General features: G+C 71.0%; 22 protein-coding genes. 10 read left to right on the top strand and 12 right to left on the bottom strand.

Annotated features, from left to right (window positions below; translation table 11 throughout):
• Positions 1-5: 5 nt before the first annotated feature.
• A complete protein-coding gene (locus tag FHR33_RS21430; RefSeq protein ID WP_183650609.1) occupies positions 6-638 on the bottom strand; it encodes a response regulator transcription factor in 633 nt (210 codons plus the stop codon).
• Between the two features lie 74 nt (positions 639-712).
• Here FHR33_RS21430 and FHR33_RS21425 point away from each other — a divergent pair, with 74 nt between their 5' ends.
• Genes FHR33_RS21425 through FHR33_RS21415 form a run of 3 tightly spaced genes read left to right on the top strand, consistent with a single transcriptional unit; the run spans position 713 to position 2,352 of the window.
• Complete coding sequence (locus FHR33_RS21425) at positions 713-1,363, top strand: neutral zinc metallopeptidase (protein WP_183650606.1); 651 nt, start codon at positions 713-715, stop codon at positions 1,361-1,363.
• Between the two features lie 35 nt (positions 1,364-1,398).
• Positions 1,399-1,662 (top strand): WhiB family transcriptional regulator, encoded by a 264-nt coding sequence (locus tag FHR33_RS21420; RefSeq protein ID WP_183650603.1) that lies wholly within the window; start codon positions 1,399-1,401, stop codon positions 1,660-1,662.
• A gap of 9 nt (positions 1,663-1,671) precedes the next feature.
• Positions 1,672-2,352, top strand: coding sequence for a CPBP family glutamic-type intramembrane protease (locus FHR33_RS21415; RefSeq protein ID WP_183650600.1), 681 nt, complete (start codon positions 1,672-1,674; stop codon positions 2,350-2,352).
• Here the strand turns inward: FHR33_RS21415 and FHR33_RS21410 are convergent.
• Both FHR33_RS21410 and FHR33_RS21405 read right to left on the bottom strand, forming a co-directional pair.
• Positions 2,294-3,040: an ABC transporter permease gene (locus tag FHR33_RS21410; RefSeq protein ID WP_183650596.1), complete on the bottom strand. Its 747-nt coding sequence runs from the start codon at positions 3,038-3,040 to the stop codon at positions 2,294-2,296. The two genes, FHR33_RS21415 and FHR33_RS21410, sit on opposite strands and share 59 nt — an antisense overlap.
• Positions 3,041-3,133: 93 nt before the next feature.
• Positions 3,134-3,835: a PIG-L deacetylase family protein gene (locus FHR33_RS21405; RefSeq protein WP_183650593.1), complete on the bottom strand. Its 702-nt coding sequence runs from the start codon at positions 3,833-3,835 to the stop codon at positions 3,134-3,136.
• A 97-nt stretch (positions 3,836-3,932) separates the two neighbouring features.
• Here FHR33_RS21405 and pcrA point away from each other — a divergent pair, with 97 nt between their 5' ends.
• Entirely contained in the window at positions 3,933-6,182 is a 2,250-nt protein-coding gene (pcrA, locus tag FHR33_RS21400) for a DNA helicase PcrA (RefSeq protein ID WP_446685802.1), read from the top strand.
• A 75-nt stretch (positions 6,183-6,257) separates the two neighbouring features.
• Here the strand turns inward: pcrA and FHR33_RS21395 are convergent, their stop codons facing one another.
• The 5 genes from FHR33_RS21395 to FHR33_RS21375 all read right to left on the bottom strand — a co-directional run bounded on the left by FHR33_RS21395 (position 6,258) and on the right by FHR33_RS21375 (position 10,329).
• A complete protein-coding gene (locus tag FHR33_RS21395) occupies positions 6,258-6,692 on the bottom strand; it encodes a nitroreductase family deazaflavin-dependent oxidoreductase (protein WP_183650590.1) in 435 nt (144 codons plus the stop codon).
• A gap of 24 nt (positions 6,693-6,716) precedes the next feature.
• Positions 6,717-7,508, bottom strand: coding sequence for a hypothetical protein (locus FHR33_RS21390; protein ID WP_183650587.1), 792 nt, complete (start codon positions 7,506-7,508; stop codon positions 6,717-6,719).
• A 109-nt stretch (positions 7,509-7,617) separates the two neighbouring features.
• Positions 7,618-8,409: a hypothetical protein gene (locus tag FHR33_RS21385; RefSeq protein WP_183650584.1), complete on the bottom strand. Its 792-nt coding sequence runs from the start codon at positions 8,407-8,409 to the stop codon at positions 7,618-7,620.
• A complete protein-coding gene (locus FHR33_RS21380; protein WP_183650581.1) occupies positions 8,406-9,236 on the bottom strand; it encodes a hypothetical protein in 831 nt (276 codons plus the stop codon). The genes FHR33_RS21385 and FHR33_RS21380 overlap by 4 nt, the downstream gene beginning before the upstream one ends.
• A 259-nt stretch (positions 9,237-9,495) precedes the next feature.
• Complete coding sequence (locus FHR33_RS21375) at positions 9,496-10,329, bottom strand: hypothetical protein (protein ID WP_183650578.1); 834 nt, start codon at positions 10,327-10,329, stop codon at positions 9,496-9,498.
• Positions 10,330-10,549: 220 nt separating this feature from the next.
• On the opposite strand from FHR33_RS21375, the gene sucC reads away from it, so the two are divergent.
• From sucC to FHR33_RS21360, 3 genes are all read left to right on the top strand, one after another.
• Positions 10,550-11,731: an ADP-forming succinate--CoA ligase subunit beta gene (gene sucC / locus FHR33_RS21370; protein ID WP_183650576.1), complete on the top strand. Its 1,182-nt coding sequence runs from the start codon at positions 10,550-10,552 to the stop codon at positions 11,729-11,731.
• The gene (gene sucD, locus FHR33_RS21365; protein WP_183650574.1) at positions 11,731-12,606 is read left to right on the top strand and encodes a succinate--CoA ligase subunit alpha; all 876 of its coding nucleotides are present in this window, start codon (positions 11,731-11,733) and stop codon (positions 12,604-12,606) included. The genes sucC and sucD overlap by 1 nt, the downstream gene beginning before the upstream one ends.
• Before the next feature lie 297 nt (positions 12,607-12,903).
• Entirely contained in the window at positions 12,904-14,490 is a 1,587-nt protein-coding gene (locus FHR33_RS21360) for a cell division protein PerM (protein ID WP_312895649.1), read from the top strand.
• On the opposite strand, the gene FHR33_RS21355 is transcribed toward FHR33_RS21360, so the two are convergent.
• Positions 14,487-14,906, bottom strand: coding sequence for a hypothetical protein (locus tag FHR33_RS21355; RefSeq protein WP_312895648.1), 420 nt, complete (start codon positions 14,904-14,906; stop codon positions 14,487-14,489). The genes FHR33_RS21360 and FHR33_RS21355 overlap by 4 nt on opposite strands.
• A 76-nt stretch (positions 14,907-14,982) precedes the next feature.
• Here FHR33_RS21355 and purN point away from each other — a divergent pair, with 76 nt between their 5' ends.
• The 3 genes from purN (at position 14,983) to FHR33_RS21340 (ending at position 17,593) form a co-directional block, all read left to right on the top strand.
• Positions 14,983-15,606 (top strand): phosphoribosylglycinamide formyltransferase, encoded by a 624-nt coding sequence (gene purN / locus FHR33_RS21350; protein WP_183650568.1) that lies wholly within the window; start codon positions 14,983-14,985, stop codon positions 15,604-15,606.
• On the top strand, positions 15,603-17,135 hold the full coding sequence (gene purH, locus FHR33_RS21345; protein ID WP_183650565.1) for a bifunctional phosphoribosylaminoimidazolecarboxamide formyltransferase/IMP cyclohydrolase: 1,533 nt from the start codon (positions 15,603-15,605) through the stop codon (positions 17,133-17,135). The genes purN and purH overlap by 4 nt, the downstream gene beginning before the upstream one ends.
• Before the next feature lie 275 nt (positions 17,136-17,410).
• Complete coding sequence (locus FHR33_RS21340; protein ID WP_183650562.1) at positions 17,411-17,593, top strand: hypothetical protein; 183 nt, start codon at positions 17,411-17,413, stop codon at positions 17,591-17,593.
• Here the strand turns inward: FHR33_RS21340 and FHR33_RS21335 are convergent.
• From FHR33_RS21335 to FHR33_RS21325, 3 genes are read right to left on the bottom strand one after another with little or no spacing between them, the layout of a single operon-like run.
• Positions 17,553-18,491: an ROK family protein gene (locus tag FHR33_RS21335; RefSeq protein ID WP_183650559.1), complete on the bottom strand. Its 939-nt coding sequence runs from the start codon at positions 18,489-18,491 to the stop codon at positions 17,553-17,555. The genes FHR33_RS21340 and FHR33_RS21335 overlap by 41 nt on opposite strands.
• A complete protein-coding gene (locus FHR33_RS21330; protein WP_183660638.1) occupies positions 18,491-19,366 on the bottom strand; it encodes a DUF7158 domain-containing protein in 876 nt (291 codons plus the stop codon). The genes FHR33_RS21335 and FHR33_RS21330 overlap by 1 nt, the downstream gene beginning before the upstream one ends.
• Positions 19,363-23,475: a glycoside hydrolase family 38 N-terminal domain-containing protein gene (locus FHR33_RS21325; protein WP_183650556.1), complete on the bottom strand. Its 4,113-nt coding sequence runs from the start codon at positions 23,473-23,475 to the stop codon at positions 19,363-19,365. Before FHR33_RS21325 ends, FHR33_RS21330 begins: the two co-directional genes overlap by 4 nt.
• Positions 23,476-23,564 lie beyond the last annotated feature (89 nt).

Here is a 23,564-nt window from a genome sequence, read left to right as displayed (position 1 = left end):
GGAGGTCAGCCGAGTCCGGCCTCGCGGGCCCTGATGATGGCCTGGGCGCGGTCGGCCACGTGCAGCTTCATGAAGATGTTCGACACGTGGTTCCTGATGGTCTTGGCGCTGAGGAACAGCAGCGAGGCGATCTCGGTGTTGTTGCGGCCCTGCGCGATCAGCTCGAGGACCTCCCGCTCCCGCTCGGTCAGCTCGGGGAAGGCCGCGCGCGACGGCTCGGCCATGCCCGCGAAGAAGCCGAGCACCCGCTTGGCGATCCCGGGGCCGTAGATCGCCTCTCCCGCCGCGACCGCCTGCACGGCGCGGGAGATCTCCTCCACGCCCGCCTCCTTCAGCAGGTAGCCCCTGGCCCCGGCCCTGATCGCGGCGAACACCGAGTCGTCGTCGTGGAACATGGTCAGCACCAGCACCCCGATCCCCGGGCTCACCCTGGTGATCGTGCGCGTGGCGTCGACGCCGTTGCCGCCCGGCATGTGCAGGTCCATGACCACGACGTCCGGCTGGAGCTCGGCCGCCAGCCGTACGGCCTCGGCGCCGTCCCTCGCCTCGCCGACGACCTCGATGTCGAGCGCGGCCAGCAGGCCGCGCAGTCCTGAGCGGAAGACCGGATGGTCGTCCGCGATGAGAACCCTGATCATGCGCCGATCGTCCCACCGGCCCCCGGTCCCCGTCTCGGGGCGTGTGTTCCCTGCCTCCCGGGCAAAATGGAGGAATGACCCTCCGCAGATCGCTCGCCGCGCTGCTGGTCCTCCTGCTGACCGCGTGCGGTGGGCCCGCCGCCTCCACCCGCGGCCGCGAAGGCGACACCTTCGAGGAGGACGTACGGCTCGCGCGCGTGCACACCGAGGCGTTCTGGAAGGCGCAGTTCGAGGCGCTCGGCCGCACCTACGAGCCGGTCACGGACTTCGTCGCCTACAGGGGTGAGGGCGGTCCTTCGTGCGGGGGACAGCCCGCCGTGCCCAACAACGCCTTCTACTGCCAGGACGGGCACTTCATCGCCTACGACGTCGACTGGATGGCGGCCTTCTGGAACGAGATGGGCGACGGCTCGACCTATCTGATCATCCCGCACGAGATCGGGCATGCCGTACAGGCGCAGCTGGGCACCGAGTTCGCGCTCAACGTGCAGAGAGAGCTCCAGGCGGACTGCTACGCGGGAGGGGCGCTGGCGGGGCTGGTGCGCGCGGGCGTGCTGGAGGCCGAGGAGGGCGACGACACCGAGCTCCTGCTCAACCTCGAGGCCGCGGGCGACCCGACCGACGACTGGTTCAGGCCCGACGCGCACGGCACCGCCGCCCAGCGGCAGCGCTCGTTCGCGACGGGGTACAACAACGGTGTAGGCGCATGTACGTCGCAAGGGTGATGCGGGCCCCCGGCTTCGCGGTCTAGCTTGGGCGCATGCCATTGGGGAACGTCAGAGAGATCAGCTGGCTGCGGCGGGGAGCCTGCAGGACCAGCGACCCCGACCTCTTCTTTCCTCCCGCGCCGTCTCCTGTCCAAGAGGCGCGGGCCAAGGCGGTCTGCTCGGGCTGCCAGGTGCTCGACGACTGCAGGGCCTACGCGGTGCGGTCGGGGGAGACCGAGGGGATCTGGGGAGGGCTCACCCCCCAGGAACGCAGACGGCTGCGCTTTCCCGCCGGATGGCGGCAGCGCAGCGCATAGCCTCGAGGGGTGCTGCTTCGCTCCCTCGCCGTGCTCGTCGCGGCCAACGTCGTCAACAATCGTGTCGCCCCCAGACTCGCGCCGCTGACCTCGGCCGTCGCCACCGGCGCGCTCGTCGCGATGGCCCGGCGCTCGGGCCTGTCGTGGGAGGAGATCGGCTTCACCCGTGGGCTGAAGGGCGCCAGGACAGGCGCCGCGCTGGCCGCGATCGTGGCCGCGGGCTACACCGCGGGCATCGCCATCCCGCGCACCCGCCCGCTCTTCCACGACGAGCGGGCGCTGTCGCTGTCCAGGGCCGAGCTGCTGGAGGCGGCGCTGCTCCAGGTGCCGGTGGGCACGGTCCTGCTGGAGGAGGTCGGCTTCAGGGGCGCCCTGTACGGCATGCTGCGCCGCGGCCACGGCACCGCCGCGGCCACGGCGCTCTCCTCGGCGCTGTTCGGCCTCTGGCACATCCTGCCCGCGATGGAGCTGGCCCGCGCCAACCCCGCTCTCGGCGAGCTGGCCTCGGGGAGCACGGACGTCACCAAGGTCGTGGTGGGCGGGGTGCTCTCCACGACCGCGGCCGGCGTGCTGTTCTGCGAGCTGCGCCGCAGGGGCGGCCTGCTGGCCCCCTCGATGCTGCACCTGGCGACTAACTCGCTGGGATACCTGTTCGCCCGAATCGCCCCCGCGCCACCAGCTCGACCGTGACGAGCACCGCGATCGCCTCGGCGGCCAGCAACCCCACGAGCACCACCAGCTGAACGACGCCCGCCTCGAGTGGCTGCGCGCCGCCCAGCAGCATGCCGACGAACGCGCCGGGCAGCGTGACCAGGCCGACGGTCCTGGTCTGGTCGAGCGCGGGCACCAGCGCCTGGGCGGCGGCGGGGCGGCAGATCTCCAGGTTGGCGTCCCTGTCGAGCAGGCCGAGGGCGAGCGCGGCCTCGACCTCGCCCCTGCGCTGACGCAGCTCGTCGACGGCGCGCCTGCCTGCCAGGGCGGTGGCGGTCAGGCAGCCGCCGAGCAGGATGCCCGCGATCGGGATGAGCGTGATGCCCCGCATGGGGGCCACGCCGGTGCCGAAGAGCGCGATCAGCACGGGCAACGTGCCCGCAGCGATGGGCAGGGCGGCGGGCCAGGGGCGCTCCTTGGCGATCCTGCGGCCGGCGGTGACGGTGGCGACGCCGTACATGAGCAGCAGGAAGGCGGCGACGCCCGGTGGCGCGCCGACGACCCACGCGATCACCAGCGAGACGGCGCCCAGCTGGACCGCCGCCCGCAGGCAGGCGGTCAGGACGGCGCGGGCGTGCCCCAGCCCGCCCAGCCCCGCCACGACCGCGCCCGCGACGGCGAGCAGGACGACGACGGCGACGAGCGCGGGGGTGAGCGTGAGTCCCATGCGGAAGGTTCTACAGGGGAGACGATCCGAGGGGCAGGAGCGGCGGTCCTGGAGCGGCGGGTCGGGCGGTCGGCCAGGCAGGTCAGGCGCTGGTCAGGCGGTGGGAACGACCTGGAAGGCCTCGGCGTAGCGGCCCTCGCCGAGGCCCGCCTTCAGCGCGATGCCCGACCAGCGCTCGCGGACGAACTCCTCGAAGCCCTCACGGTGCCCGACCTGGCTCGCGTGGGCGGTGAGCGCGGTGATCTTGCGGTCGATCGTGTCGGTGATGTCCACGAAGTGGTTGGGGCTCGTGCCGCCGAGCAGCCAGACCTCGCCGACCGTCCACGCCTCCAGATCGGCCAGCTCGGCATAGGCGTAGGGGTTGCGCGCGTCGGGGTAGACGGCGTCGAGCGTGGCGCCGCCGACGGCGCGGTGGTCGGGGTGGCCGGGGCCGATGAACTGGTAGTTGCGCTCGGGGGTGCTGGTTATCACCAGCTCGGGGCGCACCTGGCGGATCACCCTGGCGATGTCGCGCCGCAACTCGATCGTGGGCTCCACCCTGCCGTCGCGGTAGCCGGACAGGAACCGCACGTCGGTGACGCCGACCGCCTTGGCGGCCTCGGCCTGCTCGGCCCTGCGCAGCTCGGCCATGCCCGCGCCGTCGACCTCGCGCTCGTTGCCTCCCGCGTCACCCGAGGTGACGAGCAGGTAGGTCACCTCGACGCCCTTGTCGACGAACTGCGCGATCGTGCCCGCGGCGCCGAAGTCGACGTCGTCGGGGTGCGCGGTCACCACCAGGACTCGGGTGATCTCCATGTTCTCTCCTTACGAAGGGGGTTTCGTTCTCGGAACCTGGAAGGGCCGCGAGGCATTCCTGGACGCGTTTGTCGGTGGCGCGCTTTACCCTAGGTCCGTGCCCACCCAAGTCTCTGTTGACCACCCCTTGCTCGACGGCCTCAACCCGCAGCAGCGCGAGGCCGTGATCCATCACGGCAGCCCCCTGCTCATCGTCGCGGGGGCGGGTTCAGGCAAGACTCGGGTGCTCACCCACCGCATCGCCTACCTCCTGGCCGAGCGCGAGGTCCACCCGGGTGAGATCCTCGCGATCACCTTCACCAACAAGGCCGCCAAGGAGATGAAGGAGCGCATCGACAGGCTGATCGGCCCCCGCTCCAAGGCCATGTGGGTGATGACCTTCCACAGCGCCTGCATGCGCATCCTGCGCAAGGAGGCCAAGAGGCTCGGCTACCCCTCCAGCTTCTCCATCTACGACCAGGCCGACTCCCAGCGGCTCATGGCGATGGTCTGCCGCGAGATGGACCTCGACCCCAAGCGCTACCCGCCGCGCTCGTTCTCCGCCCAGGTCAGCAACTTCAAGAACGAGCTGATCGACTACGAGAGCGCGATCGACAGGGCAGGCTCGCACCTGGAGAAGACGCTCGCGCAGGCCTACAAGGCCTACCAGCTCAAGCTGACCGAGTCCGGCGCGATGGACTTCGACGACATCATCATGAACACCGTGGTGCTGTTCCAGCTCTTCCCCGAGGTGGCCGAGCACTACCGCATGCGCTTCAGGCACGTGATGGTCGACGAGTACCAGGACACCAACCACGCCCAGTACATCCTGATCAGGGAGCTGGTCGGGCGGCCCCAGCTGACCACCGTCGACGGCGAGCCGGTGCGGTCGGGGGCCGACCAGTCGGAGCTGTGCGTGGTCGGCGACGCCGACCAGTCGATCTACGCCTTCCGCGGCGCGACGATCCGCAACATCCTGGAGTTCGAGCGCGACTACCCCGACGCGCGCACGATCCTGCTCGAACAGAACTACCGCTCCACCCAGAACATCCTGGCCGCCGCCAACTCGGTCATCTCGCGCAACGAGTCGCGCAAGCCGAAGAACCTGTGGTCCGACCAGGGCGACGGGCCGAAGATCGTCGGTTACGTCGCCGACAACGAGCACGACGAGGCGATGTTCGTCGCCCAGGAGGTCGACAAGCTCACCGACGAGGAGGGCGTGCGCCCTGGCGACGTCGCGGTCTTCTACCGCACCAACGCCGCCTCCCGCGTGTTCGAGGAGATCTTCATCCGCACCGGCCTGCCGTACAAGGTGGTCGGGGGCGTGCGCTTCTACGAGCGCAAGGAGGTCAAGGACCTGCTGGCCTACCTGCGGGTGCTGGCCAACCCCAACGACGTGGTCTCCCTGCGGCGCATTCTCAACGTGCCCAAGCGCGGCATCGGCGACCGCGCCGAGGCGATGGTCGAGGCGCTGTCCTCGCGTGAGCGCATCTCCTTCTGGGAGGCGCTGCGCAGGGCGGAGGAGGCGTACGGCATGGCGACCAGGTCGCTCAACGCCATCCGCGAGTTCGTCGCGATGATCGACGACCTGATCGGCAAGGCCGAGGGCATGCCGCCCTCGGCGCTGGCCGAGGAGATCCTCGTGTCGACCGGCTACCGGGCCGAGCTGGAGGCCTCCGAGGACCCGCAGGACGAGTCGCGCCTCGAGAACCTCAACGAGCTGATCTCCGTCGCCTCCGAGTTCGAGGAGGCCAACCCCGAGGGCACGCTCGTGGAGTTCCTCGAGCAGGTCTCCCTGGTGGCCGACGCCGACCAGATCCCCGAGGGCGACGGCGGCCAGGGCGTGGTCACACTGATGACCCTCCACACCGCCAAGGGCCTGGAGTTCCCCGTGGTCTTCCTCACCGCGATGGAGGACGGCGTCTTCCCGCACATCCGCTCCCTGGGCGAGCCGAAGGAGCTGGAGGAGGAGCGCCGCCTGGCCTACGTCGGCATCACCCGCGCGGAGAAGCGCCTCTACATCACCAGGGCGGCGGTGCGCAGCTCGTGGGGCTCCCCGTCGTTCAACCCCGCCTCGCGCTTCGTCAACGAGGTGCCTGCCAAGCTCATCGAGTGGCGCACCGACCCCGAGAAGTCGGCGTGGAGCGCGGCCACGTCCCGCAAGGAGAGCCCGGCACCGGCTCGCAAGCCCGGCGGCAAGCAGCTGCCGTCGCTGAATCCCGGCGACAGGGTCACCCACGACGCGTTCGGCCTCGGCACCGTCGTGTCGGTCGACGGCGTGGCGGAGAAGACCAAGGTGAAGATCGACTTCGGGAGTGGCGGCGAGAAGACCCTGCTCCTCGCCTACGCACCGCTGGAGAAGCTCTGACAGGCCCGTCCTGAGCACGGGCGGCGGCGTCACGGCGACGACGCCGCCCAGATCCTGGAAGGGCGGCCACGGCGCTCAGACCTTTTCCAGGACGACAATCGGGATCTCCTGCCTGGCGGTGGCCGCGTACCGGTGGTACAGCGGCGCCAAGGTGGTCATGAGCCGCCACAGCCTGTCGCGTTCGGCGCCCGTCGCGGGGTGGGCGCGCACGGCGAACCGCTCGGCGCGCACCTGCACCTCGGCCTCGGGGTTGGCGAGCAGGTTGAGATACCAGTTGGGCAGCGTGGGGGCGCCGAGCGCGCTGCCGGACGCGACCAGCACGAGGCGCTCGCCGTCCTGGCCGAAGAACACCCCGGTACGGCGGCGCGTGCCGCTCTTCCTGCCCACGGTCGTGAGGATGAGGTTGGTCACGCCGCCTTCGAGGAATCCGTCCTCGCCGTCGGTGTCGAGATAGCGGCGCACATGCTCGGCGACCGAACGGTCGGGGCTGTCGGTGACGTCTGCGTTCATGGCGTCATCGTGCAGCCCCGGACTTCAGTTCTCCTCAGGAAGAGCTTCGGCGAGCTTCATGGCCGCCTCACCCGGGAGTTCGAGCTCGGGAAGGTCGTCCGCCTCCATGACCAGGTCGGCGGGCGGCGGCTCGACGGTGACCTCGGCACCCCACCCGGTGAAGCGCAGGTCGGAGGTGATGCCCAGCTCGTGGTCGTTCGTCTGCTCCGAGATCCTGGTGGTCATGCGGGTGACCCTGCCCTCGGCGTCGAACCAGAGGGCCCACGCCACCTTCTCGCGGCTCAGCCGGGATCCGCCCAGGGGCCGTCCGGGGATCTTGGCGGCGTGGATGAAGCCCTTGGCGGTGCTGGAGGTGCGGGAGGTGGCGGTGGCGAGCAGCGCCCGCAGCGTGCCGGGCCGGAAGAGGTCGACCGTGACATCCGCGAGATTCCTCTCGGGGTAGTGGTGGCGCACCCACTTCCTGTCCAGCGGAAGATGGCCGATCAGGCGGCCGCCCGAGGTGTAGCTCTTGCCCTTGGCCCTGATGAGCAGCGTGGGGAAGCGGAACTCGTCGTCCATGCGCTCGTTCCCGAGCGGCGAGTACATCGTGGTCGAGTCGTCGACGTCGACGGACCCGCCCTTGCGGAACCCGGCGACCCTGGTGGTCCTGGCGGTCAGGTAGTGCCTGCCGTCGGTCCTGACACGGGTGACGACGGAGATGGTGACGCCCCTGCCAGGCTCGATCTGATCGTCGAGCACCTTGACAGGGTCGGGCTTCGGGGCGGGCTGGGCGGGGACGGCGGTGGCGAGCGCGAGGGCGATGAGGAGTGGCTTCATGGGGGGTCCTGAAGGTACGGAGTGAGCGAGGGGAGCCGATGACCTTGCGGCTGTGGTGAAGCGTCGAACGGGCGGCCATGACCGGTCGCCCGTTCGACGCGCACAGGTCCTACTTGTTCGCTTCGGCGATCGGGTCCGGGATGGGGACCGACTCACCGAGGGCGTCGGCGTCGAACACCTGGTCGCCGGGCGGAGGGGAGACGGTGACCGAACCCCATCGGCTGACCCGCGTCTCGGTCTTGATCGAGACGCCGCCGACGGAGGGCAGGGTGGCGCTGAAGCGCTTGACCAGGCCCTTGGCGTCGAACTGGAGCGTCCAGGACACGTTGCCCTTCGTGGCGAAGGTCCGCAGCCTGGGCGCCACCGAGCGCAGCTTGGCGACCGAGATCGTGCCCTTGGCCACGCCGCCCTTGGGAGCGGCGCCGGCGAGCAGCGTCTTGAGCGTGCCGGTGGCCAGGATGTCGATCGGCGGTGCGCCGGGAGAGTCGACGGGCTTGTCGAAGCGCAGCCAGGTCATCCCGGTGGGCAGCGCGTCGCGGACGAGGCCGCCGGAGACGTAGCTCTCCTTGCCGACCGTGATCACCCGTGAGGTGTCGGTCAGCGCCGAGATCAGGTAGAAGTCCTCGGGGGCCATGGCACCGTAGATGGCGGGGCCGAGATCGCCCTTGAAGGTCAGGTCGCTGCCCTTGCCGAGCTGGACCTTGCCCTTCTCCTTGAAGCTGATCATCAGCTTGCCGTCGACGCTCATGGAGGTGGTGGAGGCCACCTCCGCGCCCTTCTTGGCGGAGAGCTGGGCCTTCATCACCTTCACCGGATCCGGGCCTGCCGCGGCCTGGGCCGGAAGCGCGGTGACGAGGACCACGCCGGTGGTGAGAGCGAGGCCGACGAGAGCGCGCCTCACCCGGCGGCCTCGGTCAGCGCGTCGGGCATGCCGGGCACGTCGGGCAGCTCCTCGTCGAGGTCCTTGGAGTCGATCCAGTCAGCGGCGGGCGGCGCGGTGACGGTGACCTTGGAGCCCCAGCCGGTGAACCTCTCGTCGGCGGTGAAGTCCATCGTCTCGCCCCTGCCCACGGGCACGGAGAGCTTGGTGGCGAACCGGCTCACGAGGCCCTTGGCGTCGATCCACAGCGTCCAGCTGACCTTCTGGCCCGCCTTGGCGCCGAAGGGCCTGCCCGGCAGCTGGGAGATCTTGATGGTGCCCTTGGCCACGCCGTTCCTGTAGGAGGAGGCGTTGGCGAGCAGGGTCTTGAGGGTGCCGGAGGCGAAGAGGTCGACCTTCGGGCCGCCGAGGCTGTCGCCCGCGTTGGGCGTGCGCACCCAGGTCTTGCCCTCGGGCAGCGTGCTCGCCACCAGGCCGCCGGACATGTAGCTCCACTGCTTGACGCTGATCACCCTGGTGGGGGTGCGTACCAGGTCCTTGAGCGACTGGCCGTCCTCCTCGTCCTCGAGCGCCGCGACGATGACCGGGTCGAGGTGGAACTTGGTCGTGCGGTCGCTGGCGGCCACGCCCGACTTGCCGAACGCCGTGACGCCGCTCTCGCGGGCGGTGATGACCGGGTCGCCGGAGATCGACATCCGGATGGTGGAAGAGGTCTTGACGCCCTTGCCTGGCACGTACTGCGCCTTGAGCGACTTGACCGGGTCGGCCTTCGGCGCCGCCTGCGCCGCGGGGGCGGCGATGAGCGCCACACCCGTCGTGAGGGCGAGGCCGACGAGAATTTTTCTCATGCAGGTTTCCTTCAACGTCTGGAGGGGGAGGACGATCTTTTCAATCGAAGATCACAAGGGCGTCTCGGAGACGAGTCGGGCTCGTATGGGCGCGAGCCTGCCGACCACAGATCACGAAAGCCGGGAGATCACGCGCACGCTTCGTGAACTTTTCGTGCAGAGCCCCCCCGCCGCCGTCAGCCGGTCGTTCCTGCGGGGTTGTGGGCGCAGCCTGACGGCCCGGCGGTCCCGTCGGGGGCGCCGGGCCGTTCAGGGGGTGTTACTGCGCGGCCTCGGTGAGGACGCTGGGGAGGTCGGGGACCTCGCTGTCGAGGTCGGCGGCGTCGATCACCTCGGCCTCGGGTGGGGCGACGATGGAGACCTTGCTGCCCCATGCCGTGAAGCGGGTGTCCGCGGTCATGCTCATGACGCCCAGCAGGCCGAAGTCCATCTTGGCCTCGCTGGTCACCCTGGTGACGAGCTGCTTGGCGTTCAGGGTCACCGCGTAGGCGATCTTGATCTTGCCGAACTTGCCCTTCACCGCCGAGCCGCCGGAGGCCTTGCTCAGGTCGCTCAGCGTGATCGCGCCCTTGTAGACACCGCCGTGCACGCTCTTGGCGCCCTTGAGGACGGTCTTGAGCACCGTGGTGTCGAAGATGTTGATCATCTGGCTGCCGGACAGGGTGGCCTCGGGCGTGCCGGGGACGCGCACCCACTTCTTGCCCTCGGGCAGGTCGGTGGCGTAGATGCCGCCCTTGGCGTACGTCTGGCCCTTGACGCTGACGTACCGGGTGGGGCTGAACAGGGCGGCGAACTCGTCGTCGGGCTTGACGGTGACGCCCTTGCTGCGCCGGGTGAGGTCGGAGGAGACGACGCCTGACTTGCCGAACTCCAGCACGCCGGTCATCCGGCCGACGGGTCCCGAGGACTTGCCGTCGGTGGTCATGGTGGAGGTCTCGGAGATCCTGACGCCGTGACCGGCGACGAACTGCTTCTTGAGCGCCTCGACCGGATTCTTCGGCGCCGCGGAGGCGGGGGCCGTGTGTGCGAAAGCGGGGGTGGCGACCGCGACCACGGATACCGTGAGCGCGGCGGCGGCGATCAAACGCCTCATGTCGGTGTGTGCCCCTTCGGTCAGATGTGCGGGACATCCTAGATCCAGAAGGGGACAATCGGGCGATTTACCGCACACTGGTGTAGCAGGCAAGAGATATCTGCGACCCGATGACCTGGGCAGCTCAAGCTTGGGACTAGGCTTCCTTGGCGGAAACGCCCGGCACACGGGGTGGGCCCGGGCCGTCGTACATCAGTCGAACAAGCAAGGACGGACCCTCGTGGACCTGTTCGAACATCAGGCGAAGGAGCTCTTCGCGGACTACGGCATCCCGGTGCCGCGCGGCATCGTCGCGCACACCGTGGAGGAGGTGCGTGCGGCTGCCGAGCAGCTGACGGGCCGCGTTGTCGTCAAGGCCCAGGTCAAGACCGGGGGCCGCGGCAAGGCCGGTGGCGTCAAGGTCGCCGACGACGCCGCCGACGCCGTAGCGAAGGCCACAGACATCCTCGGCATGGACATCAAGGGCCACACGGTCCACAAGGTGCTCGTGGAGGAGGCGAGCGCGATCGCGGAGGAGTACTACTTCTCCTTCCTGCTCGACCGCGCGAACCGTACCTTCCTCGCCATCTGCTCCGCCGCCGGCGGCATGGACATCGAAGAGGTCGCGCACAACACACCGGAGAAGGTCGCCAAGGTGCCGGTCTCGGCGCTGACGGGCATCGACCGCGCCAAGGCGCGCGAGATCGCCGTCGCCGGCGGTCTTCCCGAGAAGTCCCTGGACGGCGCGGCCGAGCTCATCGAGAAGCTGTGGTGCTGCTTCGTCGACGAGGACGCCTCGCTCGTCGAGGTCAACCCGATGATCCTGTCGGCCGACGGCCAGGTCAAGGCGCTCGACGGCAAGGTCACGCTGGACGAGAACGCCACGTTCCGCCAGTCCGACCACGCCGCGTTCGAGGACAAGGCGGCGGAGGACCCCCTCGAGGCCAAGGCCAAGGAGAAGGACCTCAACTACGTCAAGCTCGAGGGCAACGTCGGCATCATCGGCAACGGCGCGGGCCTGGTCATGTCCACGCTCGACGTCGTCGCCTACGCGGGCGAGGCCTTCCCCGGCAAGCCCAAGCCGGCCAACTTCCTCGACATCGGCGGCGGCGCCAGCGCCGAGGTCATGGCCGCGGGCCTGGAGATCATCATCTCCGACCCCGCGGTGAAGTCGATTTTCGTGAACGTCTTCGGCGGCATCACCGCCTGCGACGCCGTCGCCAACGGCATCGTCTCGGCGTTCAAGCTGCTGGAGGAGCGCGGCGAGGCCGTGACCCGCCCGCTGGTCGTCCGCCTCGACGGCAACAACGCCCTGCTGGGGCGCCAGATCCTGCACGACGCAGCGCTGAAGGGCGTCGAGCTGGTTGACACGATGGACGACGCGGCCAAGCGCGCCGCCGAGCTCGCTGCGGTAGGTGCGTAATGGCTATCTGGCTGACCGAGAACAGCAAGATCATTGTTCAGGGCATGACCGGCGGTGAGGGCACCAAGCACACCCGCCGCATGCTCGCCTCCGGCGCCCGCGTCGTGGGCGGCGTCAACGCCCGCAAGGCGGGCACGGTGCACGAGGGCCTGCCGGTCTTCGGCACCGTCAAGGAGGCCATGGAGCAGACCGGGGCCGACGTCTCCGTCGTCTTCGTGCCTCCCGCCTTCACCAAGGACGCGGTCATCGAGGCGATCGACGCGGGCATCCCGCTCTGCGTGGTCATCACCGAGGGCGTTCCCGTCCACGACACGACCGCCTTCTGGGCCTACGCGGTCTCCAAGGGCAACAAGACCCGCATCATCGGTCCGAACTGCCCCGGCATCGCCTCGCCCGGCGCCTCCAACGCCGGCATCATCCCGGCCGACATCACCACCGCGGGCCGTATCGGCCTGGTGTCGAAGTCGGGCACGCTGACCTACCAGCTCATGTACGAGCTGCGTGACTTCGGCTTCTCCACGGCCGTGGGCATCGGCGGCGACCCTGTCATCGGCACCACGCACATCGACGCGCTCCAGGCCTTCCAGGAGGACCCGGGCACCGACGCGATCGTGATGATCGGTGAGATCGGCGGCGACGCGGAGGAGCGGGCCGCGGCCTACATCGAGCAGCACGTGACCAAGCCGGTCGTCGCCTACGTGGCGGGCTTCACCGCTCCCGAGGGCAAGACGATGGGTCACGCGGGCGCGATCGTGTCCGGCTCCGCGGGCACGGCGCAGGCGAAGAAGGAGGCACTGGAGAAGGTCGGCGTCCGCGTCGGCAAGACCCCCTCCGAGACCGCCCGCCTGATGCGCGAGATCATGCAGTCCCGCTAGATCTGTGTCTGCCCGTACGGCACAGCACGGAACGGCCACCGGGGTCACCTGGTGGCCGTTCCGTCTTCCACGCCACCGCGGCCGACTCCGCCGCCCGCCGTCACGTCAGGGTCGTCAGCCGATCTCTTCGAGTCCTGGGGGCGCTGTTCTCCCGGCCCTGACTGGGGGCAGGGCGCGGGCAGCCGTACAGGATCATGGTGAAGATCCGGCGCGGCTGCGGGGTTCTTGACTGAAAACTTGAGAACATCGAGCACTGTGACGGCCCTTCTCGACCAACTCCGGACAGCCCCCCGAACTGTGCTCAGCAAGATCTCCGGGGACGACGACGAGACGAGGCGGCCCCTGCCCGTCTCCGGGATGCTCGCCGCGGCCGCCACTCTGGGCGTCGGGCTGGCCGTCCTCATCACGCTCACGCTGGTCGGATGGATCGCGGCGCCCAGGGGAGCGCTCGGAACGGGCCTGCCTGGGGTGTTCCGCACGGCGGCGCAGATCTGGCTGGCGGCCCACCACGCCGGCTTCTCCTGGCCTGGAGGCCAGCTCGGGCTGCTGCCGCTGGGCCTCATGGTGTTGCCCTCCGTGCTGCTCTACAGGGCGGCGCGGTGGATGGCGCGCGATGCCGACCTCAGGCTGAGGCTGCCGGCCAGGCTGCCGAAGAACAGCCCCAAGGAGCAGGCCAATGCGCGCCGCAGGGCGCAGCTGGTGCTGGTGGCGCAGGCGGGGATCTCGCTGGCCGCGCCGTACGCGCTGCTGGCCGGGCTGATCGCGCTGGTGGCCAGGAACGAGATCACCCAGCCGTTCATCGGCGAGGCGCTGCTCAGCCACTTCGTGCTGGCGTTCCTGGCGGGCGTGCTGGCCACCGCGCGGACCATCGGGTCGTGGCGCTCGATGCTGCGGCTGCTGCCCGAGCGGGTGCGGGCGGTCACGGTGGGCACGGCGGTCGCGGTCGCGCTGCTGCTGGTGGCGGGCCTGCTGCTGGTGCTGGTCGCCGTCGTGGTCAACTTCGGGCAGGTGCGCGAGCTGACCGAGGGCCTGGCCCCCGGCTTCGTCGGCGGGCTGCTGCTCCTGCTGGTTCAGGGGCTCTACCTGCTCAACGCCGTCATCTGGGGCATGTCCTACATCGCGGGGCCGGGCTTCGCGGTGGGCACGGGCACGCTCGTCGCGCCCACCGGCGTGCAGCTCGGCTACGTGCCGACGCTGCCGCTGCTCGGCGCGCTGCCCGACAGCGGTCCCGTGCCCGCGCTGATGATGGCGGTCATCGCGCTGCCGTTCGCGGCGGGTGCCGCGGCGGGTGTGGTGGTCGTCAGGATCGCGCCCTCTCCGTCGTACGAGGCCGCGCCGCTGTGGGGGTTCGTCACCGGCGTCACCACCGGGCTCGCGGCGGGGCTGCTCGCGGCGCTGTCGGGCGGGCCGATCGGCGGGGCCAGGCTGGCGGCCGTCGGCCCTTCGCCCTGGGAGGTGGCGCTGTCGGTCTGCCTGGAGGTGGGCGTCGCCGCCGGCATCTCGGCGGGCCTGGCGAACTGGTGGCTGCTCTACCAGGGCGCGCGAGGGCGCGGCCCGATCGCGCGCAAGCTGAACACCGCCCGCAAGGCGGGCGCGGTGATCGCCAAGGCGGCGAGCAAGGTCGGCCTCGCCGAGTCCGAGGGCAAGGCGCTGCCGGGCCACTGGATGGACGCCACGGAGGCCGACACCCAGCCGATCCCGGTGATCCGCGACGACTGGCAGGACGAGCACGCCTCAGCGGCGGCCGAGGCGCTCTCGCCCGCGTCGGGCCCACAGCGCCCTGACGCGCCCAGGCAGCCGCGCCGCGACATCGTCGACGAGTCGGACGACCGCGGAGGCCACGTCATCTACCTCGACCCCTACGCGTGGGACCGGGACGACTAGGGCTGTACCGAACCCAGGACGTCGATCACGCCGGGCGGCAGCTTTGCCGCGGCGGCGTCCCTGAACTGCGAGAAGCAGGCCTCCTTGGCGGCCACCGTGCCCGCGCCCCTCATGCACTCCTGGTAGACGGAGTATTCGTCCATGAGGTAGAGCTGCATGGCCGTCGCGCCCGCCGAGAGCATCAACGAGAGCGTGGAGACGACGATGCCGCCCACCGCCACGCCCGTCGACCTGCCGGCTCCGCGCAGGATCGGCAGTGCCCTGATCCCCGCGATGAGCGCGAAGACCGCCATGACCAGCCCCGCGAGCGGGAGCATGAACGTCATGGCCAGCGCCGCGACGGACAGCCATATCGCCCTGCGGCCCGCTGACTCCGCGAGCTGCTGACCGCCCGGTGCCTGCACCGGTGTCGTCACCTGACCTCCTCTGCGTTGCCGGACGAGGAACAGATACCCTGGCAGCCCCACCCAAGCATGTGAATGGAGTGCGCCTGTGTCCCAGGCAGGTCGGCTTGTGGTTCTCGTCTCCGGCTCTGGAACCAACCTACAGGCCCTTCTGGATGCCGTTGCAGATCCGTCGTACGGAGCCGCGATCGTGGCGGTCGGCGCCGACCGCGACGGCATCGAGGGGCTGGCCAGAGCCGAGCGGGCGGGCGTGCCGACCTTCGTGGAGAAACTCTCCTCGTACGGCTCCCGCGCCGACTGGGACACAGCCCTCGCCGCGCGGATCGCCGCGTACAAGCCCGACCTGGTGGTGGCGGCCGGATTCATGAAGATCCTCGGGGCGCCCACCCTCGAATCCTTCCCCGTGCTCAACACCCATCCCGCGCTGCTGCCCTCCTTCCCAGGCGCGCACGGCGTGCGTGACGCCATGGCCCACGGCGTCAAGGTCACCGGCTGCACGGTCATGCTGGCCGACGCGGGCGTCGACACCGGGCCCATCGTCGCTCAGGAGGCGGTGCGCGTCTTCGACGGAGACGACGAGCACCTGCTGCACGAGCGCATCAAGACCGTCGAACGAGGGCTGCTCGTCGACACTGTCGGCCGGATGGTCCGTGAGGGCTGGACCGTGACCGGCCGTACCGTCCGCCTCGGATCTGGAGGAATGAAGAAGTGAGCCGCATTGCCATCCGGCGCGCGTTGATCGCGGTGTACGACAAGTCCGGGCTGGAGGAGCTGGCCCGTGCGCTCGACACCGCGGGGGTGGAGATCGTCTCGACCGGCGGCACCGCGGCGGCCATCGCCTCGTACGGCGTGCCCGTCACCAAGGTCGAGCAGCTGACCGGCTTCCCCGAGTGTCTCGACGGCAGGGTCAAGACGCTCCACCCGCGCGTCCACGCGGGACTGCTGGCCGACCTCACCAAGCCGCACCACGTCGCCCAGCTCGAGGAGCTGGAGATCGACCCGTTCCAGCTCGTGGTCGTCAACCTCTACCCGTTCCAGGAGACCGTGGCCTCGGGCGCCTCCGACGCCGAGTGCGTCGAGCAGATCGACATCGGCGGGCCCGCGATGATCCGCGGCGCCGCCAAGAACCACGCCACCTGCGCCGTCGTCGTCGACACCGCCTCCTACGGCGAGATCTACCAGGCGCTGGAGCAGGGCGGGTTCACTCTCGAGGAGCGCAGGCGCATGGCGGGGCGCGCCTACGCGCACACCGCCGCCTACGACGTGGCCGTGGCCAACTGGTTCTCCTCGACCTACACCGGCGACAACGTCTTCAGCGGGGCGGCAGGGCAGCTCAAGAGTGTCCTGCGCTACGGCGAGAACCCGCACCAGCAGGCCGCGCTCCTCGTCTCGGAGAGCGGCGGCCTCGCCAACGCCGAGCAGCTGCACGGCAAGGAGATGTCCTACAACAACTACCTCGACGCCGACGCCGCGTGGCGGGCCGCGTGGGACTTCGAAGACCCGTGCGTCGCGATCATCAAGCACCAGAACCCCTGCGGCATCGCGGTCGGCTCCGACGTCGCCGAGGCGCATCGCAAGGCCCACGCCTGCGACCCCGTGTCGGCCTACGGAGGCGTCATCGCGGTCAACGGTGAGGTGAGCGTCGAGCTGGCCAAGCAGATCGCCGAGGTGTTCACCGAGGTCGTGGTGGCTCCCGCGTTCGCCGACGAGGCGCTGGCCGTCCTCACCCAGAAGAAGAACCTGCGCCTGCTGCGCTGCCCGGACCGGCCGTCCAACACCACCGAGTTCCGCAGGATCGACGGCGGCCTGCTGGTGCAGACCGCCGACAGGATCGACGCGCCGGGCGACGCCCCTGCCGCGTGGGAGCTCAAGACGGGCGAGCCGGCCTCGCCCGAACTGCTGGAGGAGCTCGACTTCGCCTGGAGGGCCTGCCGTTCGGTGAAGTCCAACGCGATCGTGCTGGCCTCGGCCGGGGCGACGGTCGGCGTCGGCATGGGTCAGGTCAACCGCGTCGACTCCTGCCGCCTCGCGGTCACCCGCGCGGGCGAGCGGGCGGCGGGCTCCGTGGCCGCCTCCGACGCCTTCTTCCCCTTCGCTGACGGGCCCGAGGTGCTCATCGAGGCGGGCGTGAAGGCCATCGTCGAGCCGGGCGGCTCGATCAGGGACGACGAGGTCGTCGCGGCCTGCGAGAAGGCCGGGGTGACCCTCTACTTCACCGGCACCCGCCACTTCTTCCACTGATCCAGAGGAGGGCACGGCCGCCGCTCGGACGCGGAGCGGTGGCCGTGGAGTCGAAAGGGCCACCGCTCCAGCACGGAGCGGCGGCCGTGACATGGCGGTGAGATCCGAGGCGGGAGGACGGCCCGCTTTCGCGGCCACCGCTTCTGCACACAGCGGTGGCCGTGACAAGGGGACAGGACAGTGGCGGAAGGGGGAGGTGTAAAGCGCTCCGAGCATCCTGAGACGCCGGTTAAGGTGAGTGCTTTCCCGCCTGATTCTTCCCCCGGAGTCCGCATATGCCGCTGTTCGATGCGATGCTGCAGGTTTTCGTGACCCTGAACGGGTTCTCCACGAGCCCCTTCGTTCTCATCCTGCTCGCGTTCGCGGGTGCCTTCCTCGGGGCGAAGGTCGTGGAAGTCATCCCCTACACCCGGCGGATCATCGAGCGTCGTGAGGCCCAGGCGGCGGAGCGGCAGTAGCCACTCCGCTCGACCACGCCAGCTTGGCAGCCCCCGCCAGAGCGGCCTGCACTCCCAGCTTCGAGCGGCGGATCTCGACGGCTCTGACGAAGGCGAAGCCCGCCAGCTCGTCCATCGCCCGCTCCAGCGGGTCGAACAGCACGGGGCCCGCGTTGGCGACGCCGCCGCCGATCACCACATGCGTGACCTCGATGGCGGCCGCCGTCGAGACGATCATCGCAGCCAGCGCGCGGGCGCCTCTCTCGAAGGTGGCCCGCGCCACGGGGTGCCCCGAGGCCGCGTCCCTGGCCAGCATCGCGCCGTCCGGTGATGGGCCCGCCGTCCAGCCGTTGGCCAGGGCCCATCGGACCAGGTTGGGCCCGCTGGCGTAGCTCTCCACGCACCCTCTGCTGCCGCAGGGGCACGGGTCGCCGTCGGGATTGACGGTCATGTGACCGACATGTCCGGCGTTGCCCGTGGGGCCGAGGAGCGGCGCGCCGCCGATCACCAGGCCGCCGCCGATGCCGGTGGACACCACGATGCCCAGCATGGACGCGCTCTCGCCGCCCATGCCCAGCCAGTGCTCGCCCAGCGCGAAGCACTGGGCGTCGCCCGCGAGCACAGTGGGCAGGCCGGTCAGCTCCCGCACCCGCTCACGCAGCGGGAACTCCCGCCAGCTGGTGATGTTGACGGGGCTCACCGTGCCGGAGGCGAGGTTGAGCGGGCCCGCGCAGCCGATGCCGACCGCGACGGGAGCAGGGCCGTCGGCGATGACCTCGGTGATGAGCAGGGTGAGGGCGCCGAAGACGTCCTCGCGCGGGGTGGGCACGGTGGAGGAGCGCAGGACGGCGCCCGAGCGGTCGACGAGGGCCGCGGCGAGCTTGGTGCCGCCGATGTCAATGGCGAGTACGTGAGTCATCAGTGCTTGTGGTGGTTGTCGGGCTGGCGGGGGTCGCCAGGATGTTCGAGGCCGTGGACGAGCCGCACGCGGGTGGCGCGCTGCACGTCGAGCCATTGGACGAAGGCCCGCCTCCTGGCGGCGGCCACGAGGGCGGCGGACGCCGGGGCCGTGGGCTCCGAAGCAGAGGACCGCGGAGCAGAGGACCGCGGAGCAGAGGACCGCGGAGCAGAGGACCGCGGAGCGGCGGACTGCGGTGCGGCGGACTGCGGTGCGGCGGACTGCGGAGCGGCGGGCCCAAGGGCGGTGGGCTCCGGGGCGGGGGCCGCGGGTTCGGCGAGGGCGACGTGCCAGCCGAGTGCGTCGCGGACGGGTCCTGCGAGCGTGCCGTACGGCGTGCCGCGCACCGCCTGCGCGATCGCGGACGGCAGCGAGCCGAGCGGGATCGCGCCGAGCGGCTCCAGGTCGGCCGGTGTCGCGGCCGCCGCCTCCGCCGGGTCGGCGAAGAGGGCGTGCCGTACCCGGTGGAGCGTTGGGGCGGGCGGAGGTGGGGCGGACGACCAGGCGGAGGGCACCTCGGCCGAGGCGGTCACGGCCTGGTGGACGGCCCGCACCCATGGGCTGCCGTTGTAGGCGGCGGCGTTGATGGAGCCGAGCTCGACGGCGGCGAGCCGGTCGAGCGGCGGACCCTCCAGCGGCGCGAGCCCTCTGGACAGCGCCTCCCGCTCGCACAGCACCTCGGTCAGGATCACCTGGGTGACCCAGCGGGCCATCTGGCGCTCCTCCGAACTGCCGGGGACGGGCAGGGCGGCGTGAAGCGGGCCCCGCCTCAGGTCGCGGAGCCGGGTGTCCAGGACGTCGCGGGGGACGGCCTGGCCGTCGACGAGCCCGATCATCGGGTGACCTCCAGGGGGACGGCGGGAGCGTACTGGCAGCGGCCGAACCACATGACCTTGGCCAGCGCCCACGAGCGGAGTTCGGCGGCGTCGGCGGGGACCGTGACGGGGAAGCGGACCTCCGCCTCGGAGCCGGGCGCGACGGTGAACGCCTGGATGACCGAGGGGAGCAGCTCCCACGTCCCGTACGGCGAGGCCAGCTGCGCCTCGCCCCTGATGGCCCCTGCCGTGGTGTTCGCCAGCCGTACGACCAGGGTGGTCGTGTCGCCGGGACGCAGGGAGAGCGACTCGGTGACGGGGGTGACGGTCAGCCCCGTGGGCAGGGCCTGCGCGCTCTCGGCGCCCTGGGCGGCCACGCCGTCCTCGGGGACGGTCGCGATCGGCGCGGGCAGCTCGGGGGCGTCGCCGGGGGCGACCGTGACGACGTCTTCCACGAGCTGCCCGTCCGTGTCGGTGCGGACGGCGATGAACTGGAGGCCGTCTCCCGCTCCTGGGCCGGGCGTGACGGTGACGGGGAAGCGGACGTGGCCCCCCGGTTCGAGGCGGAAGACGCGCCGCGCGGGGGAGGCGCTCCAGCCGTCGGGCAGGTCCACGGTGACCACGCCCTCGTGGGCGGTGTCGACCAGGTGGGAGGAGAGCACGACGTCCAGCTCGAACGGCTCGCGCGAGGTGACCAGGCCGGGGGAGGCGGCGATGCTCACGGGCAGGTAGCCGAGCGGCGCGGGGCCCTTGTTGTGCAGCCAGTAGCGGCTGTGAACGGGCTGGGCGAGCTCGGCGGTCATGCCCAGTTCCTCGCCTTCCGCGTGGAGCGGCGCGGGCGTCAGGAAGGTGGCGACCTCGGAGCCCGCGAGCCGCAGCTCTCCAGGGTCGGCGGGCTCGCCGGGGGTCTCGAGCAGGTCCGACGTGGTCAGGCCGCCTAGGTCGAGCACGGGCGAGTGCAGCGCGGCGCTCGTGCCCAGCCCCGTGGACTCGGCGAGCCTGATCGTCACGCCGTCCCCGGAGGCCGTCGTACCGTGCGCCAGCGGGTTGCCCGTGGCCTTGACCGTGCTGAACAGCACCTCACGAGGCGGGTCCGCGCGCAGCAGCGAGTGCGAGGGTGGCAGGTCGCCGTCCTGCGCGGAGACCACGCGCGGCAGCAGCGGGGTGATGAACTCCTGCCCCGCCGAGGGGAGCGCGAGCGCGCGCCAGTCACCGTCGCCTGCCGCCAGCGCGTAGGAGAACTCGTGCGTCCAGTGCTGGAGCTGGAAGCCCGACCCGTCAGGCGTCGTACGGCGCGGCGGGTCCACCCACACCCCCGAGGGCCACCCCGTGCACGACCGCATCAGCGACAGGTGCAGCGCCCCCGAGGGATCGACGGCGAAGCCCGGCAGGCCGTAGGTGAGCAGCGCGACCGTCCTGTCCTCCAGCACCTCCTCGCCCAGCGGGCAGGTGGCGTGGATGACCGCGCCGTCCAGCAGCGGGTCGCCGGGGTCGGCCACGATCAGCGCGGGCAGCGCGCGCACGTCGCGCAGGTCGGCGCTGGGCCGCCACACCTCGGCCAGCGGACGCTCCGCGGGCACCCACACCCTGCTCGCGCCCGATTTCAGCGCGTCGAGGTAGGCGGGGTCGCTGCGCGCGAGCAGCTCGGCGGCCAGCGGGTTCACGTCGGGCCCGCCCAGGACGATCCGGACGTCGGGCAGGTTGGAGTCGACGGCGAGCCAGCCGTACCTGCTGCCCGAGGCCGTCGAGGTGGTCGCGGTGACGCCGACCCTGGCCAGCGCCACGACCAGGTCGCGGGCCTCGGGAGCCGCGGCTTCGGAGGCGGCGACGATCTCGGCCACGCCGATCGCGCGCGCTCCCGCGCCGCCGAGATCCACCCTGGCGGTGGAGGAGAGGCCGAACCACGTGTTGGCCGGGTTGTCCAGTGTCCAGGGATGCTCGGCCGCGTCGGTGTCGGGCAGCGCGAAGCCCCTGCCCACGACCGCGCCGGCCACGTCGGAGACGGGAAGCGCGCCGGGGACGTGGGCGGGGAAGCGCACGCGCAGCAGCCGGTCGGCGCCCGAGTAGTCGAGGACGCGGGTGGCGAACTCGACCCTGTCGGCGACGAGCGTGACGGTCTGCTCGTAGGTGAGCTCGCCGAGCGCGCCGGTGACGATCAGGCGAGCGCCGAGCGGGCTGGTCTGCGCCCTGACCTCGGCGGTGGTGTCGCCCGAGGCGGTGACGCGGCCGGTGGGCATCAGGTGCCATGGGCCCTCGCCCATGTCGGGGTGCTGGGGGTACTCGTCGTACAGGCGCAGCTCGTTGCCGAGCCCGGTGAGGAGCTCGCGCCCTTCGCGCAGGACGGAGGTGAGGGCGCCGCCGCGCGCGGGGTCGGCGGTGAGGCGCCACAGGTCGTTCTCGATGGTGTGGCCCTCGACGGAGGTCCAGCCCTCGGCCTCGCCCTCGACGACAGGGAAGCTCCTCCAGCCCATGGACGGCACGTCCTTCGCCAGGAAGACCTGCGTGCCGTCCTCGGCGACCGAAGGGGCGTCGACGCGCAGCCCCGGCTCCAGCCGCACGCGGACCACGCCGTCTCGGGCGAAGGAGAGCGTGTTGGCGACCACCACGGCGCGGCCGTCGGCCTCCACCCGGGCCGCGAGCGCGTCGAGGGCCCTGTCGCGGGCGTCCGCGGCCAGGTCGTAGGCCTCGCGCCAGCCGGTGAGCAGGTCGAGGTAGACCTGGTCGGACTCCGAACCGGTGATCGCGTCGTGGTGCGCGCCGTAGGCCAGCTGGCGCCACACCTTGTCCATCGCCACGTGCGGGTAGCGGCCAAGGCCGAGCAGCGACGCGAAGGCGGCCAGCCGCTCGGCGTCGAGCGCGGCCACCTCGGCGGCGCGCTGGGCCTGCTTGGTGTCGATGTAGGAGACGTCCTTGCCGGTGTAGACCGGGTTCATGTCGCGCGTCTGGGGGCTGAAGGCGCTGGTCTCGGCGTGGACCGCGGCGAAGAAGTCGTGCGGCACCGCGCACACGAACCGCGGCCAGACGTAGCGCTCGGCCCATGACCGGTGGATCTCGGTGACCCACTTGTTCGGCGGGGTGTAGTCGGTGCCGACGGGCAGCAGGACGTTCCTGGTCGCCGCGACCGGCTTCAGCGCCCTGAACAGCTCGTGGACCGCCCGGCTCGCCTCCTCAAGCGTCGCGGAGGAGTCCATCCACCAGCCCGCCGAGTAGTGGGCGGGCATGTAGTGCGTCACGACGCCGAGCCCCGAGGGGGAGATCCACTCGAACTCGCTGGGGAACTGCATGAGCGTGGCGTCGTCGTGCGCCTGCCCGAAGTTCTTGTTGATCGGGCCCCACTGGTGGAAGGGGCCGCGCGCCCACGCGCTGCCGGTCAGTCCGGCCGCCGCGAGGTAGCCGGGGAACTGCGGGTCGTGGCCGAACGAGTCGAGCTGCCAGGCGGTGCGCGGCACGCCGCCGAGGATGTCGCGCTGGTAGCCGATGCCGTAGACGATGTTGCGGATCGTGGTCTCGGCGCCGGTCAGGTTGGTGTTGGGCTCGTTGTAGGTGCCGCCCATCAGCTCGACCCTGCCCTCGGCCATGAGGCGGCGCAGCTGTGTCCTGCGCTCGGGGTGGAGGTCGAAGAACGGCTTGAGGTAGTCGATCTCGGCGAGCACGAACTTGTAGTCGGGGTCGCGCTCGGCCAGCGCCAGGTGCGCCTCGACCAGCGCGAAAGCGTTGCCCTCCCACAGCGGCCTGGTGGTGGCGTCGCCGGAGAGGAACTCCCACGGGCTGGTGTAGGCCGCCTGCGTGTTCCACCACACGGGGTCGTAGTGGAAGTGCGACACCATGTGCATCGTCCAGCCGGGCTCCTCGACCGTGACGTCCACGGTGAGAGTGTTGTCACCCGCGGAGACGGCGCACGGCACCGTCGAGCCCGGGGGGGCGCTCACCGCCAGCGGGACCTCGACGACGACGGTCGCGTTCCCGCCCGGCACCACCGCGCGGCCCGCCACGGCCACCCCGTCGCCGCGCACCACCACCTCGGCCTCGCGCTCGCCCTGCTCGGCGGTGACGCGCAACACCTGATGGGGCTGTGCCTCCGTCCCCACGAACAGGTCGGTCGACTCGGCTGACAACAGACGTGCGGGCACTGACTCTCCCTTGGGGGCGGGGCTCTGTCGCCGTCACCCTAGGTCTTCGAAAGATCAATGGCAACGTTGTCATAAGCGCCGTCGATGTT

The sequence above is a fragment of the Nonomuraea dietziae genome (assembly GCF_014195505.1).
In the GTDB taxonomy this organism is placed as follows: domain Bacteria; phylum Actinomycetota; class Actinomycetes; order Streptosporangiales; family Streptosporangiaceae; genus Nonomuraea; species Nonomuraea roseola.
This window is presented reverse-complemented; position numbering and strand designations above follow the sequence as displayed.

Bases quoted from the DNA above. Each gene is read 5' to 3' on its own strand.
- FHR33_RS21430 (WP_183650609.1), bottom strand. From the start codon at position 638: ATGATCAGGGTTCTCATCGCGGACGACCATCCGGTCTTCCGCTCAGGA.
- FHR33_RS21425 (WP_183650606.1), top strand. From the start codon at position 713: ATGACCCTCCGCAGATCGCTCGCCGCGCTGCTGGTCCTCCTGCTGACC.
- FHR33_RS21420 (WP_183650603.1), top strand. From the start codon at position 1,399: ATGCCATTGGGGAACGTCAGAGAGATCAGCTGGCTGCGGCGGGGAGCC.
- FHR33_RS21410 (WP_183650596.1), bottom strand. From the start codon at position 3,040: ATGGGACTCACGCTCACCCCCGCGCTCGTCGCCGTCGTCGTCCTGCTC.
- FHR33_RS21405 (WP_183650593.1), bottom strand. From the start codon at position 3,835: ATGGAGATCACCCGAGTCCTGGTGGTGACCGCGCACCCCGACGACGTC.
- FHR33_RS21395 (WP_183650590.1), bottom strand. From the start codon at position 6,692: ATGAACGCAGACGTCACCGACAGCCCCGACCGTTCGGTCGCCGAGCAT.
- FHR33_RS21390 (WP_183650587.1), bottom strand. From the start codon at position 7,508: ATGAAGCCACTCCTCATCGCCCTCGCGCTCGCCACCGCCGTCCCCGCC.
- FHR33_RS21380 (WP_183650581.1), bottom strand. From the start codon at position 9,236: ATGAGAAAAATTCTCGTCGGCCTCGCCCTCACGACGGGTGTGGCGCTC.
- FHR33_RS21375 (WP_183650578.1), bottom strand. From the start codon at position 10,329: ATGAGGCGTTTGATCGCCGCCGCCGCGCTCACGGTATCCGTGGTCGCG.
- sucD (WP_183650574.1), top strand. From the start codon at position 11,731: ATGGCTATCTGGCTGACCGAGAACAGCAAGATCATTGTTCAGGGCATG.
- FHR33_RS21340 (WP_183650562.1), top strand. From the start codon at position 17,411: ATGCCGCTGTTCGATGCGATGCTGCAGGTTTTCGTGACCCTGAACGGG.
- FHR33_RS21335 (WP_183650559.1), bottom strand. From the start codon at position 18,491: ATGACTCACGTACTCGCCATTGACATCGGCGGCACCAAGCTCGCCGCG.
- FHR33_RS21330 (WP_183660638.1), bottom strand. From the start codon at position 19,366: ATGATCGGGCTCGTCGACGGCCAGGCCGTCCCCCGCGACGTCCTGGAC.